The 15,018-nt window shown below is 50.5% G+C and carries 11 protein-coding genes; 3 read left to right on the plus strand and 8 right to left on the minus strand.

Going from position 1 to position 15,018, the window contains the following annotated elements:
* Positions 1–44 precede the first annotated feature (44 nt).
* The 3 genes from OGY18_RS07500 to malX all read right to left on the minus strand — a co-directional run bounded on the left by OGY18_RS07500 (position 45) and on the right by malX (position 4,367).
* On the minus strand, positions 45–1,394 hold the full coding sequence (locus OGY18_RS07500; RefSeq protein ID WP_286552430.1) for a sensor domain-containing diguanylate cyclase: 1,350 nt from the start codon (positions 1,392–1,394) through the stop codon (positions 45–47).
* Between the two features lie 197 nt (positions 1,395–1,591).
* Positions 1,592–2,764 (minus strand): MalY/PatB family protein, encoded by a 1,173-nt coding sequence (locus OGY18_RS07505; protein ID WP_003832814.1) that lies wholly within the window; start codon positions 2,762–2,764, stop codon positions 1,592–1,594.
* A 10-nt stretch (positions 2,765–2,774) separates the two neighbouring features.
* A complete protein-coding gene (malX, locus tag OGY18_RS07510) occupies positions 2,775–4,367 on the minus strand; it encodes a maltose/glucose-specific PTS transporter subunit IIBC (protein ID WP_048226592.1) in 1,593 nt (530 codons plus the stop codon).
* 169 nt (positions 4,368–4,536) lie between these two features.
* Between malX and OGY18_RS07515 the strand changes: the two genes are divergently transcribed.
* Positions 4,537–5,565 (plus strand): Mal regulon transcriptional regulator MalI, encoded by a 1,029-nt coding sequence (locus OGY18_RS07515; protein ID WP_286552433.1) that lies wholly within the window; start codon positions 4,537–4,539, stop codon positions 5,563–5,565.
* 47 nt (positions 5,566–5,612) lie between these two features.
* Here OGY18_RS07515 and OGY18_RS07520 read toward each other — a convergent pair whose 3' ends face one another.
* A complete protein-coding gene (locus tag OGY18_RS07520) occupies positions 5,613–7,121 on the minus strand; it encodes a YdgA family protein (RefSeq protein WP_286552435.1) in 1,509 nt (502 codons plus the stop codon).
* 106 nt (positions 7,122–7,227) lie between these two features.
* Positions 7,228–8,403 carry a mannose-6-phosphate isomerase gene (gene manA, locus OGY18_RS07525; protein ID WP_126956320.1) on the minus strand — a complete coding sequence of 392 codons (1,176 nt, stop codon included), beginning with the start codon at positions 8,401–8,403 and terminating at the stop codon, positions 7,228–7,230.
* A gap of 262 nt (positions 8,404–8,665) precedes the next feature.
* On the opposite strand from manA, the gene fumB reads away from it, so the two are divergent.
* Together fumB and fumC are read left to right on the plus strand one after the other, a co-directional pair.
* Positions 8,666–10,312, plus strand: a complete 1,647-nt coding sequence (gene fumB / locus OGY18_RS07530) for a class I fumarate hydratase (RefSeq protein ID WP_003832822.1) — start codon at positions 8,666–8,668, stop codon at positions 10,310–10,312.
* A 141-nt stretch (positions 10,313–10,453) separates the two neighbouring features.
* Entirely contained in the window at positions 10,454–11,857 is a 1,404-nt protein-coding gene (fumC, locus tag OGY18_RS07535) for a class II fumarate hydratase (RefSeq protein WP_286552437.1), read from the plus strand.
* On the opposite strand, the gene tus is transcribed toward fumC, so the two are convergent.
* From tus to OGY18_RS27315, 3 genes are all read right to left on the minus strand, one after another.
* Positions 11,854–12,783 (minus strand): DNA replication terminus site-binding protein, encoded by a 930-nt coding sequence (tus, locus tag OGY18_RS07540; RefSeq protein ID WP_286552439.1) that lies wholly within the window; start codon positions 12,781–12,783, stop codon positions 11,854–11,856. The two genes, fumC and tus, sit on opposite strands and share 4 nt — an antisense overlap.
* A gap of 73 nt (positions 12,784–12,856) precedes the next feature.
* Complete coding sequence (rstB, locus tag OGY18_RS07545; RefSeq protein ID WP_003832829.1) at positions 12,857–14,158, minus strand: two-component system sensor histidine kinase RstB; 1,302 nt, start codon at positions 14,156–14,158, stop codon at positions 12,857–12,859.
* 232 nt (positions 14,159–14,390) lie between these two features.
* The gene (locus OGY18_RS27315) at positions 14,391–14,909 is read right to left on the minus strand and encodes a hypothetical protein (RefSeq protein ID WP_219988115.1); all 519 of its coding nucleotides are present in this window, start codon (positions 14,907–14,909) and stop codon (positions 14,391–14,393) included.
* Positions 14,910–15,018 lie beyond the last annotated feature (109 nt).

Consider the following 15,018-nt stretch of genomic DNA (forward strand, 5'->3'; position numbering starts at 1 on the left):
TCATGAGGAAAAGATCGCCCTGGTGGTGATCTTTTCCTTTGCTATTAAATTTCTTCACCAGAATAGGCCACAACGCAATTACGGCCTCGGTTTTTTGCCATATACAGGGCGCGGTCTGCGCAATCAGCAAGTTGTTCAGGGGCTGAACGGTTATCAACCGAGGTTACGATACCCAAGCTGATGGTGATGATGCGTGGAAAATCACCTTTAGTCGTGGTCTGAGTTTGTTGTTCTACGTGTTTTCTGATTCGCTCTGCGATGTTAAATGCTGCATCAGCGTTAGTTTCAGGTAGCAAAATAGCAAACTCTTCTCCGCCAATACGCGCCACGATGTCGTTACGCCGACTCAGTTGCTGCATAATTTCTGACAGTTTAATTATCACTCTGTCACCCTGCAAATGTCCCCAGGTGTCATTGACCGACTTAAAGAAATCAATGTCGCAAAAGACAATGCTCAGGGGTTTATGGGTTGCTGTCATTTTAATCTCATTGCTGAGTGCGTTATAAAAATAGCCACGGTTGAAAAGTCGGGTCATCGGGTCGCGGACTGAATTTTCATAGGATAATTCATAGGCCTGACGTGAGGCTTTGTAGCGCTTGAAAATATCAGACATGAGCACGATCATCACGGCCATTGCGCTAAGGCACTCCAGGCCTCTGGCGAGATACCATCCAGCGGAGTCTATATGCGTGTACTTCAGCATAATGATGACACTTAACAGATTGCTCAGGGCAACCAGTGACATACTTACCCAAAACTGTGTTTTTAGCTGGGTTAATTTTGCCCCTAATAAAACGATACAGGTCCACAAGATAATGAGGACATAAATAAAGCTACCACGCCAGGGTCTAAGCCATTCAAACGTTTCTGTATCAACCAACTGAAACGATATTGGCGTAATACGGATGGAGTAGAGGATAGCCATTACCAGATGCAACATGCACCATAAATAAGTGGCGTAAATAACTGTTTTACCATGCTTTTCTTTTTTATTCTTAAACGTATATAAATAGTATGTTGCAAAAAACAGCCCCGTAATTAACATGTTCCTCATAAAGTATAAAACAGCAATGTCATTGTAGATGACACCAGGAAGGCCGTTTTTATAAAAATAAATATAGAGCGCAAGAAATAAGAAAACCCCCGAGAAATAAAACGCGCAGGCCAGGGGTAAAAGATATTTTTTGCGCCGATAACTCATGTAATTCATCGTCATAAAGCACCCCGTCTGAATGTGCAATACACCAGCAAAGGTTGCAATAACCGGATAAAAAGAGAGGCTATAACGCTGATTACTAAAAGGGATATACCAAAGAAAAATGGATGTCGTTAGGGACAGGAGTAAAAAAAAAGTTAAATTCTTTTTGTGAATGTTTATTTGTGTTGTATTCATGATTTTTATGTATATAAAACAGCGCTATATTTCGGCTATCTTCTCAGCTTTGTATTTTGTCTTTTTGATTTTTATTGCTGTTGATTTTTACTGGCAGGAAAAGTCAGGGAGGAATTGGTATTAAAAAAACGATAGAAAACAGATTTGTTTTTTTATATAAGGAGTTGCGCAATGAGTTCTTCATTGCGCAAGACTATTTAACGTATTGTGCGGATGGCGTTAATCAACCCCTGAACGCCTTTTTCAAGTTTGGAACGTGGGCATCCGGCATTGAGGCGCACAAAACCTCGTCCTTCTTCTCCGTATGTGTATCCGGGCATGATGGCGACTTTCTGCTGATGGATGAGTGCTTCCTGCAGTGCATGGTCATCAAGGTTGAGTGGACGCAAGTCAATCCATGCCAGATAGGTGGATTGCGGAACCTGCCAGTTCAGTTCGGGGAATGCGTTATTCAGCTCATGCGCGATGTAATGCAGGTTACTGACAAGGTAATCCCGCAGCGCATCAAGCCAGCTAGCGCCCTGTTGGTAGGCTGCGATATGTGCGCTAAGCGCGAGCACTGCAGGTGAGGAAAGACCATCCCGACCCTTTAACGCACTGAGGTAATCGTTGCGACTCTGCTCATCCTCAATAATCCCGTAAGCCCCGGTTAACGCCGGAATATTGAAGCTCTTTGAACCGGAGGTGAACAGCGCCCAACTGTCGCGCGCGACGTTACTCCACGGGATGTGCGGCTGGTCTGCCCATACCATATCCATATGGATCTCATCAGAGATGACTTTTACACCGTGGCGCTGACACAGTTCCGCCATGGTTTCCAGTTCATCGCGCGTCCACACCTTACCGGTTGGGTTGTGCGGACTGCAAAGCAGAAGAATTTTACTTTCAGGCCGGGAGAGCGCTTTTTCCAGCGCAACCATGTCGCAAACCCAGCCGTCAGCGCGCTTTTCAAGTCCGACAGCGCATACCTGGCGCTGATTACCTTCAATCGCTTTGTAAAACGCGTCGTACGCCGGTGTATGAATTACCACCGCATCACCCGCAGAAGACCACTGGCGGATCAGCTCCGACACCATATAGATGACCGAGGGGCCATAAACCAGCGACTGAGGGTCGATTTGGGTATTATGACGCGTAAGAAACCAATGACTAATTGCCGCCAGAAATTCATCATTTTTCCAGCGGCTGTAACCCAGCACGCCATGTGACAGGCGCTGAGTCAGCGCCTCCAGAATGCAAGGTGCGGTGGCAAAATCCATATCGGAGATGGTGAACGGCAGCAGGTCGGCTGAACCAAAACGGTCGGCAACGTAATCCCACTGGGTACACCAGGTACCGTGCCTGTCCACCACCTTTGAAAAATCAAACATACTGTTGTCCTTATGCCTGTACGGTGTTCATCAGAACGGCGATCTCGTCTTTCACTGACTGGACCTGCGGACCAATAACAACCTGAAGATTATGCTGATTGAGTTGCACTACGCCAATGGCGCGATTGTCCTTCAGCGCTTGTACGTTAACAAGCGACATATCTTTCACTGACAAGCGCAGACGGGTAATGCAGTTATCCAGGCTGACAATGTTTTCCGCACCGCCCAGCGCCGCCAGAATGGCAGGGACGTTGTAACCGGATTTACCCGGTGCACCCGCCATGACTTTTTCGATATTGCTGGCAATTTCGACGTCACGACCCGGGGTCTTCAGATTGAAACGTGTGATGGCGAAACGGAAGATCACGTAGTACACCGCGAACCAGATCGCCGCCACAACAGGGACCAGATACCACTTGGTTGAGAGCCCGTGCAGGATGCCGAACACCACAAAGTCAATCAGGTTACCGTCCGTGTTACCGATGGTGACGCCAAGCACCGCCATCACGGTGAAACCAAGACCGGTCAGCAGGGCGTGGATCACATACAAAACAGGGGCAACGAACAGGAATAAGAACTCAAGGGGTTCGGTTGTACCGCCGATCACGCAGGCAATGAGACCAGAAATTAACAACCCTTTAATTTTATGACGATTTTCAGGGCGAGCACAGTGGTACATAGCGAGCGCTGCCCCCGGCAAACCACCGAGGAACGCCGGCATTTTACCCTGCGACAGGAAGCGGGTTGCGCTTTCAGAGAAACCTTGTGTTGTCGGGCAGCTCAGTTGAGCCTGGAAAATAGTCAGTGCGCCGCTTACGCTGTGACCGCAGACTTCCTGCGTGCCGCCAGCTTCGGTGAAGCGAATGAGCGCCACCAGAATATGATGCAGACCAAACGGCAGCAGCAGACGTTCACCGGTACCAAACAGCATTGGACCAAATTCACCCGCGCTGTTGATGATGTGGCCGAGCCCGTTAATGCCCATGGCGAAAACCGGCCAAACCAGGGGAATGACCAGGCCGACGAGTCCCATCACCACCGAAGAGATAATTGGTACAAAGCGGGTACCGCCGAAGAAGGCCAGTGCATCCGGCAGGCGGATGTTGTGGAAACGTTCATGCAGCATCCAGACGATGATCCCGGCAATTACAGCGCCGAGGATCCCGGTGTCGATCGACTGGATCCCCAGGATATTCTGCACGTTGTTGGCCTTCAGGATCGCGGCATCTGTGGTAGGTAAGATACCTTTCGCAGTTAACCAGAAGTTGACGGCAAGGTTCATCACCGCATAACCAACAAAACCGGCAAATGCCGCTACGCCTTTGTTCTCGCGAGCCAGGCCGAGAGGTATGGCAATACAGAACATCACAGGTAAGAAGCTAAACGCAAATGAGCCTACTTTGCTCATCCAGGTAAAAATAGCCTGCAGTACCGGATTACCCAATGCCGGGATCAGCGTTAAGACATCATGACTACTTAACGAGCTGCCGATCCCTAACATGATCCCGCAGAATGAGAGCAGAGCCACGGGCAGCATAAAGGTTTTGCCCAACTGCTGGAAAAATTCCCATAACGTAATTTTTGGTGTGGTTCTCGTCGTCATCAAACGACTCCTCGTAAAAGCTAGCTGACTAATGATGGCGAGAAGATAAAACGTTTTACCTAATTTTAGTGCGGTACAAATCACATTATCGAACGATAATAGAGCGTATAAATATAAGTGATTGATAAAACGTTTTATCCGTCACGTTATCAGGGAGTTTTCCGTTTTTATGGCTATAGCCAAAAAAATAACTATCCATGATGTTGCGCTGGCCGCGGGCGTTTCGGTTAGTACCGTCTCATTGGTGCTTAGTGGAAAAGGCCGTATTTCATCAGCGACCGGCGAACGGGTGAATGCCGCTATTGAGCAACTGGGGTTTGTGCGTAATCGCCAGGCATCAGCGCTGCGTGGTGGGCAGAGCGGGGTAATTGGTTTGATCGTGCGCGACCTCTCCACCTCGTTTTACGCCGAATTGACGGCGGGTCTGACGGAAGCATTAGAAGCGCAGGGGCGCATGGTTTTTTTATTACATGGTGGCAGAGATGGTGAACAGCTGGCGCAGCGTTTCGCTATGCTGCTTAATCAAGGGGTTGATGGTGTGGTGATCGCCGGGGCTGCCGGCAGTAGCGACGACCTACAACAACTGGCCGCCGATAAGGGGATTCCGGTAGTGTTTGCGTCTCGGGCCAGCTACCTGGATGATGTCGACACCGTCAGACCTGACAACATGCAGGCTGCGCAATTGCTGGTTGAGCATCTGATACGCCATGGGCATCAGCGCATCGCGTGGTTAGGGGGGCAGAGTTCTTCGTTGACTCGCGCAGAGCGTGTCGGCGGCTATTGTACGACGTTGCTAAAGTATGGTTTACCGTTTCATAGCGACTGGGTGCTGGAGTGTTCATCCAGCCAAAAGCAGGCCGCAGAGCAGGTAACCGCGTTGCTACGTCGTAACCCAACGATCAGCGCTGTGGTGTGCTACAACGAAACCATAGCCGCTGGCGCCTGGTTTGGCCTGATGAGAGCAGGGCGTCAGAGTGGTGAAATTGGCGTAGATCGCTACTTCGAACAGCAGATCTCGTTAGCCGGATTTGCCGATGTAGCGGAAAATGCACTGGACGATATCCCCATTATTTGGGCCTGCACGCCCGCGCGTGAAATGGGATATACCCTTGCTGAGCGCATGATGCAGCGCATTGGGCACGATGATGGTCATTCGCGTAACTTAACGCTTTCCGCCCGGCTGGTGGTGGCAAAATAAAACAGGCCCGATAAGCACACGGTTATCGGGCCTGTTGTCACGCGTATTTACTGTTGCGGGATAGCCGGGGCATCCGGTTCGCCGAGAGAAGGCATACCGAACATGCCAACAAACTCATCCAGCGACATTTTTTGTCCGTTTAACGTTACCTGGCCGTTTGCGTATTGCAGGCTGGAACCGATGACGTTGTCCTGCATCGTTGTAATACGGAACATCTGACCCATTGCCGCCAGGCCATTCACCTGTTGTTTCGCCAGATCGGCCGCTTGTTCCTGCTGATACCCTTCAATTTTGGCAATCTGCGTCATGAACTCAGTCGCCATATCAACCGGAATCGTCAGCTTAGCATCCAGCGATTTGACCGAACGATCCACTTCCTGAGCCAGCGTTTGTGGTTCCTCAGTATTCGCTGTCGGATCTTTTAGCAGCAGTGACAGATTAAATGCGGTTTCACCTTTTGCATTTTTCCAGCTCAGTGGGGCAATGGTGATAGCCGGCTCGCCTTTCATCAGAATCGGCAGCGCATTGAAGAAGGCTTCAGTGACTTTTTGCTGATAAAGCTCAGGATTTTGTACCACATCAATCTGCGCCATCAGTGCCTTGGTTTGGGCACTATATTGCTGACTGAACTGGTGTAGTGCTTCACCGTCAATCTGGCCAACTTTCAGCGTCAGTTTACCGCTACCCATATCCTGACCCTGCAATTTCAGACTGTTCAGCGTGTAATCCAACTGGCTGTTGACAGTTTTACCGTCGTTGATCAGATTGGATTTACCATCAATACCCATGCCTTCCAGAACCGCCAACTCTTTACCTTCGACGGAAATTGACAGTTTATCGAGTGACAATTTCTGGTCGCCGATGCGCTCACCAAAGCTGGCAATACTGCTGGAACCCTCAGTTTTCAGGTTATTGAAAGTCATCTGTACTTTCTGGTCATACTCGTTGACCGCATTGACCACGCCGCTTTGCGCATTGCCTGTCAGCGAGACAGCGTTACCTTCTTTGTCTGCTGTAAACTGGAATTCCCCGCCGCTGAAGGCTACTTTTTCGTCGCCTTTCTCATAGTTCAGTGGTTTGAGGGAGAGATCGGAACGGGTATCGCCGCTGTAGCCGATACGGGAGTTAATGACAAATGGCGACTCACCTTTGGCAATATCAAACAGCGGTTTGGTAACGTCGTTATTGACCAGCGTCGTTTTCACGGAGGCCATAGCCGGGATCAGATTCAGTGATTTCAGTTGAGCCAGCGGGAATGGACCGTGATCGACGGTTTCATTCAGGACGATACTTTGCCCCGGTTTTAGCCAGGAATCTGCCTGCCCGGCGATGGGTTTCACCACCATTTGCAGTTGGCTATTGAACACCCCGCGCTGGTAGTTTTGATAACTCAGTTCAATACCCGCCTCAGGGGAGAAACGTTTTAACTGATCGTTTGCCTGCGTCACCATCTCGGCGAGATGCGTTTCAAGTTTCTTACCTGTGTACCAGGCACCGCCCGTCCAGACGATACCCAGCGCAACCACCACACCCGCAGCTACCAGCGATTTTTTCATTTCGATATCCATAAAATAAAACCAGGCGTTTGAAGACGCCTGGAGGAGTGACATGTCTTTAACTCACTACAGCTTAGCAAGAGTTGTTAAAAATATCAGTATCTTGCTATAGCTTGTTATAAACCCGTGCTAAACGACCTGCGCCACTGATGTAAACCGGCGATTCATTCGCGCCAATAAAGGCCGATTCACCCGGTAGCAGCACCAGGCGTTGCTCACCTTTGCTCAATACAGCTTCACCCTCTATGCAGAACAAAATGGCTGCACTTTGCTGGCTGATATCTGCGCCATTGGTAGTAAGGTCATGCAGGGAGAACGCAAAATCGTCAACCGGGATTGGGAAGTCCAGTTCACCATCAGATTCAACCGGCGTGGTCAGTAACTGGTTTGCTGGCTTGGCGACAAACTTCACGTTGGCGACCAGTTCCGGGATATCAATATATTTTGGCGTCAGTCCGGCACGCAGCACGTTGTCCGAGTTAGCCATCACCTCAAGCGCCACACCTTGCAGGTAAGCGTGCGGGGTTTCGGCAAATAAGAACATAGCCTCGCCTGGATTGAGTTTCACCACATTGAGCAGCAGCGGGGAGAAGAGCCCACTGTCGTTCGGGTAGACGTCAGCGATCAGACGGATGGTTTGCCAGGGTTCACCCTGCTGGCTGTTCAGCGCCGATTTCAGGATCGCCAACGCATGGGATTTCTCCTCATCCTGCATATTCAGCAAGCTGGCGAAAAGATAGCTCAGACGTTCCGCACTCGGCTCTTCCAGGAAATGCGCAATAGCCGGATGTGCGGCGGAAACGGGTTGTAACAATGCAACAATTTCAGAGAACTCGCGGAATGCGTTCATCGCCAGGAAAGGCGTCAAAGCAAATACCAGTTCTGGTTTGTGATTAGGATCTTTGTAGTTGCGCTCGGCCGCATCCATCGGGATCCCTGCGGCGTTTTCTTTGGCAAATCCAATTTCAGAGTTGTGCTTGTTAGGATGAACCTGAATCGAAAGCGGTTGAGCAGCGCAGAGCACTTTAAACAGGAAGGGCAGTTCACCAAAACGTTGGGCAACGGCATCGCCCAGCAGTGCGGATTTATCGTGCTCGATAACGTCGCGCAGAGCAACCGTCTGACCGTCAGCGCCGAGAACCTGCGAACTGCTTTTCGGATGCGCCCCCATCCACAGCTCAGCCATCGGTTGCTGAGTGGGGTTGGCAATGCCATAGAGTTCCGTTAACGCCGTTTTACTTCCCCAGGCGTAGTTCTGCACTGAGTTGATGAGTTTTTGCATTATCAAGCCCTGTTTCAATGTTGAATTTTCTACGGCTATTAAACCAAGAAACCCTGAGCGAAGTAACCTGCACATGTAAAAAGTCGTACTTGTCTCAGTTTTTGTTAAAAAAATGTGTAGGATATGGTGACTCGCTTTTAATACCCTGAGTAATTCCGGTTGCAGAAAGCTCTTCCTTCTACAACCGGATCTGCGGCAGGGAAGCAGGGCAATGGAACATCTGCCCAGAGAATAACCAGACCGAGCAGTAAGTGAGAGCACAATGTCAAACAAACCCTTTCATTATCAGCATCCTTTCCCCCTCAAAAAGGATGATACCGAATACTATCTGCTGACCAGCGACTATGTCTCTGTTGCCGAATTTGAAGGGCAGGAGATTGTTAAAGTTGCACCGCAAGCCTTAACCCTGTTGGCTCGTCAGGCCTTTCATGATGCGTCGTTTATGCTGCGTCCCGCACATCAACAGCAGGTAGCCGATATTCTGCGCGACCCGGAGGCCAGCGAAAACGACAAGTATGTGGCTCTGCAATTCCTGCGTAACTCTGACATCGCGGCAAAAGGCATTTTGCCGACCTGTCAGGACACCGGAACTGCGATTATCGTGGGTAAAAAAGGTCAGCGCGTCTGGACCGGTGGGGGCGATGAGGAGGCGCTGGCACGAGGCGTCTATAACACCTACATCGAAGACAACCTGCGCTATTCACAAAACGCAGCGCTGGATATGTATAAAGAGGTGAACACCGGTACCAACCTGCCAGCACAAATCGATTTGTATACCGTCGACGGCGATGAATACAAATTCCTGTGTATTGCCAAAGGTGGTGGTTCGGCGAACAAAACCTATCTGTACCAGGAAACCAAAGCGCTGCTAACGCCGGGCAAATTAAAAAATTACCTGGTTGAGAAAATGCGTACGTTGGGCACTGCGGCTTGTCCGCCGTATCACATCGCGTTCGTAATCGGTGGAACATCGGCAGAAGCCACGCTGAAAACGGTCAAACTGGCTTCTGCAAAATACTACGACGAACTGCCGACAGAAGGTAACGAACATGGTCAGGCATTCCGCGATGTAGAGCTGGAAAAAGAGCTGCTGATTGAGGCGCAGAATTTGGGACTGGGCGCGCAGTTTGGCGGGAAGTATTTCGCGCATGATATCCGCGTGATCCGCCTGCCGCGTCACGGCGCGTCATGTCCGGTTGGTATGGGTGTTTCTTGCTCAGCCGATCGAAATATCAAAGCCAAGATCAACCGTGAAGGTATCTGGATCGAAAAACTGGAACATAATCCTGGCAAATTTATACCGGAAGAGCTGCGCCAGGCGGGAGAGGGCGAAGCGGTACGCGTTGACCTCAATCGTCCGATGAAAGAGATCCTGGCTCAGCTTTCCCAGTATCCGGTTTCCACGCGACTGTCGCTCAACGGTACAATTATCGTTGGCCGTGATATTGCGCATGCGAAACTGAAAGAACGTCTGGATAACGGCGAAAGTTTGCCGCAGTATGTTAAAGATCACCCGATCTATTACGCAGGTCCGGCAAAAACGCCGGAAGGCTATGCTTCGGGTTCGCTGGGGCCAACCACGGCCGGGCGTATGGACTCGTATGTTGACCAGCTTCAGGCTGCTGGTGGAAGCATGATCATGCTGGCGAAAGGCAACCGCAGCCAGCAGGTGACCGATGCCTGCCATAAGCATGGCGGCTTCTATTTAGGCAGTATTGGCGGCCCCGCAGCGGTACTTGCTCAGGGCAGCATCAAGAGTCTTGAGTGTGTGGAATACCCGGAACTCGGGATGGAAGCCATCTGGAAAATTGAAGTGGAAGATTTCCCGGCGTTTATCCTGGTAGATGACAAAGGCAACGATTTCTTCAAGCAAATTCAGACGTCGCAGTGCGCACGCTGCGTTAAGTAACGTCAGCCGCCCTTCGGGGCGGTTTTTTTTACCGCACGAACCACCAAACGACAGCTTTATCCTCGTTAATACTCATAAGACCAATGCAAATGGGCAATGTCGAAACATAACCTAATCAACTGTTAATGTAAGGAGCAGGTAATGGTAACGGTACGCCGCGAGAATGATTCAATGGGGGCGATTGATGTTCCTGCCGATAAGCTTTGGGGCGCGCAAACCCAACGTTCACTGGAGCATTTTCGTATCTCAACGGAGAAAATGCCGGTCTCGTTGATCCATGCGCTGGCGCTGACGAAACGCGCTGCGGCAAAGGTTAACCAGGATCTGGGGCTGCTGGCGGAGGATAAAGCCAGGGCTATTATGCAGGCTGCAGATGAAGTGTTGGCTGATAAACACCGCGATGAGTTTCCGCTGGCCATCTGGCAAACTGGGTCCGGCACGCAAAGCAATATGAACATGAACGAGGTGCTGGCAAACCGGGCCAGCGAGTTGCTGGGCGGTGAGCGGGGAATGGAGCGGAAAGTACACCCCAACGATGATGTCAATAAAAGCCAAAGCTCGAACGATGTCTTCCCGACGGCAATGCACGTTGCCGCACAGCTGGCGCTGCGTAAATCTTTGATCCCACAATTAAATGTGTTGACCAAAACGCTCAGTGATAAGTCCCACGCTTTCGCCGATATCGTTAAAATTGGTCGTACACATCTGCAAGATGCAACTCCACTTACGCTTGGCCAGGAGATTTCCGGCTGGGTAGCAATGCTTGAACATAACCTCAGACACATTGAAAACAGTTTACCGCATGTGGCAGAACTGGCGTTGGGGGGAACCGCGGTAGGTACAGGACTGAACACTCATCCCGAATACGCCCGCCGGGTCGCGGATGAACTGCGGGTCATTACCTGCGCGCCGTTCGTTACCGCTCCGAATAAATTTGAAGCGCTGGCCACCTGCGATGCGCTGGTTCATGCCCACGGAGCGCTAAAAGGGCTGGCAGCATCACTGATGAAAATCGCCAACGATGTACGCTGGCTGGCATCTGGCCCGCGCTGTGGTATTGGCGAAATTTCAATTCCGGAAAACGAACCGGGCAGCTCGATCATGCCGGGTAAAGTCAATCCTACCCAGTGTGAAGCGCTGACTATGCTTTGCTGCCAGGTGATGGGCAACGATGTCGCCATCAATATGGGTGGGGCGTCAGGTAACTTTGAGCTCAACGTCTATCGACCGATGGTCATCCACAACTTCCTGCAGTCGGTACGCCTGCTGGCGGACGGTATGGAAAGCTTCAATGAACATTGTGCGACGGGAATCGAGCCCAACCGTGAACGAATAGATCAACTGCTCAATGAGTCGCTGATGCTGGTGACCGCGCTCAACACCCATATCGGTTACGATAAAGCGGCTGAAATTGCCAAAAAAGCGCATAAAGAAGGGCTGACGCTAAAAGCCTCCGCTCTGGCGCTGGGATATCTCACCGAAGCGGAGTTCGACAGCTGGGTACGTCCGGAGCTGATGGTTGGCAGCATGCGGCCAGGCAGTTAATCCGCAACGTACAGGTGCAGCCGGGGAATAATCAATCTCAACGGCTGCGCCTGAGGTTTAAAGCGATGCTGAACGTTTTCGGCATCGTAATTCAGTAATTCGCCGATATCCGGTACGGTCATACCGTTGTCGTTATTAAGCAAAGCAATCAGTGGTGTCGGGCAGGCATATTGCACCTGTTTTTGCTCTCCTTTGTACCAGACGCGGGCAATAGGCTGCACTTTTACCGGCCTTTTGATCTTCAGGCGGGCCTGCTGCGGTAAGGCGGCGATATCCTGATATTCGCGTTCAAGCTTCTGCTGCCATTCTTCACGAGTCCAGGGATGTACGCTGCGCGGTGAGGTCAGGCTTTTTTCCAGTTGCTGCAGTACTTCATCGCGTTTCAGGTTTTTAATAATGTGCTTGTTAGCCCAGCCGAATCGCAGGGTGGCAGGATCTCTGACAACGGTGAGCGTGCGATAGGCATTCAGTGTAATCAGCCCCGGCAGGTGGCGATGCACCCATTCGAAACGTGCTGCCGGCGCCAGCCCTGATTCTACTGTAACAATGCGCTCGAAGGTGGTTTTCAACTGGTTTATACGCTGGATTTGTTCTTCCAGAGCACATTGCGCCGCATTATCAACCTGGTAGCACAATACACCCGGTAGGCGGACGGCCGCTTTGCTGCTGCGGTTTTCGGACTGCTGCTGAATAAACAGGTGACGGTAATGACGCAATGCCAGCGCTTCAGCCTCTTTGCTTAAGTGCTGCTTAACATCAATGTTTTGCAGAGGGGCATGCTCTGCCTCTTTGACCACTTCCGGTAACGAGAATACGCGGGCAATAAGCAGCGTCTGCTGCAACAGGTTTTCGTTCAGAAGCGCCAGTTCTTGTTCCATCTGGCGAAAGGTGCCGTTCAGGCGGTCAACGAGATCGTAACGGGCCATAGGTTTACCATTTTAGTTACAACATACTTTTTTATAACACAACATCCATCGCCTGACCACCGAGCAGAATAGATCAGGCAGCTGAAATTTCAGGAATGTTATGCCAGACGGGCCAACGGAAAGTAAAACGGGCACCGCCAAGTTCACTTTCACCACAGACGACCGTCCCTCCCATAGCCAACGCTATTGAGTGGACGATGGCTAACCCAAGCCCACAACCCCCGGTCGCCCGATCACGGCTGGGATCAAGGCGTACAAACGGTTCAAAAACCTGTTCGCGTGCGTCTGGTGCAATACCGGGACCGTCGTCTTCCACTACCAGCGTGGCTTGATTGCCGCTCAGCAGCAGACTGGCTTGCACTGTAGACTGGCAATAGCGTAGGGCATTGTTCAGCAAATTATCCAGGACCCGCTCCATCAGGCGCATATCCAACGCGCCGTAGTCGCCAGTTTCGAGATGACGTAATTGCACCACACGGTCAGGATTCACGCTTTGCACATCCTCCAGATGGGTGGTTAACCAAGCAGGTAGGTCCGGTACGCTGAGTTTCAGTTCATTTTGCGGGCGATCCAAGCGGGCGTAGGTCAGTAACTCTTCGATCAACGCTTCCAGTTGGCCGATATCACGATTCAGAGCCTGAGATTCCTGCTCGGTGAGGTTATCACTCATTTCCAGCCGGTAACGTAAACGTACCAGCGGGGTACGAAGCTCATGGGCAATACCATCGATGAGCTGTTTTTTACTGGCGATCAGCGCATTGATATTGTCGGCCATTTGATTAAACGCTACGCCCAGGCGCTCAAAGCTGGAACCACTGTCAAAATGAAGGCGTTCACTCAGATGTCCTTCACCAAAACGTTGTGCGGCGGATTCGAGTCTGAGCATTTCCTGCCAGTGCGGGCGCATCCAGATCAGTACCGGGAAGGCCAGTGAGATAGCAATAAACGCCATCAGCGCGATGTCCAGCAAGCGCATTTGATGAAGAAAATAGAGATAAGGAACCGGGCCGACGGCTAGCACGTAATGGCTGCGAGGAATGCGTTGAATAAAGGTGTATTGATCGTCAAGTGCCACAATATCGCCTTCGCGCAAACGCTGCATGGTTGGGGCATCCAGTGTGTACTTATTTAGCGGTTCAACGCGAAGGTCAAATGAGAGGTTTAAATCCATCTCCTTCAGCGTCTTACCCCAGTCGCGTGGCGGGATTTCGCGTAGTTCACTGCGCATCAGGTACAACGAGCTTTTCATCAAATCGTCGAGCGACTGTCTGCCTGCGCGTTCTGCGGTGAATTTGTATACCAGACCGACCAACAGGGTCATCACCAAAAAGCAGACAAACAGCAGGAGGTAAAACTGCACAAACAGTTTCTTCATAAAAAATCACCGAACGCTCAATAAGTTAGCGAGTGCACGTGTCCCTCAGGGGAAAAAAGTGGGCACAGCGGTATCCGCCGATGCGTGGGTTCAGAAAGGTTCTCCGATCACCATCCGGCGTGCTTGTCCACGCAGAGTACACTGTATATCTCTTTTCTGCATTCTTATGGCTCCTAAGGGCGCGGAATGACCTTTCGCTGGATCACGCATTGCTTTCTACGCTGTAAGTTAATCAAAATCGGGATGGGGTTGTTCTGGCGTATGTCACGACCGCACCTAAAAGGTTACTTTGTTTCTCAACGTAGATGGTGTTGTTATATTCGTAGTTCCCTTCGGGATAGCAAATTCTGATGTTAGTCCCGAGATCCGGATCGTCAACATCAGCCCCCGAACAGCTTTTAGAACTTCCTGTAGCATAGACGTATGTGGCGGTATAGGACGAGGGGACACCCGGAATGAACCAGGTTATCGCCATAACCATGATCACTGAAAACAGCACCATGGCAATGCTGATGCCACCAAATAATTTCAGATAGGTTTGGAAGGGACTTTTTTTCATTATCCCATTACCTACCAGAAATAAGGTAATTAACAATGACACTGCCAGAGAAATAAGCATGAGGTATTTGGATGTGAGCGGGTAGAGAAATGTCGCTCTGTATATCGTTACCTTCCACCAGTAAAAGAGAAATATTGCGCCGAGAGATGAGACGGTAACAAAAAACAAATATGGATATGAGTATTTTCTCATCCTTGTGACTCCAGAACAATTTCTCCATTTGGGTTTAATAAATTACCATTTGTTTTGAATAATGAAAACGGCTCTCTTGTTTGAATTGTTAGGTACGCCGCAGACCAGA

Origin of the sequence: Citrobacter sp. Cpo142, assembly GCF_030332425.1 — a bacterium.
Classification (GTDB): Bacteria; Pseudomonadota; Gammaproteobacteria; order Enterobacterales; family Enterobacteriaceae; genus Citrobacter; species Citrobacter portucalensis.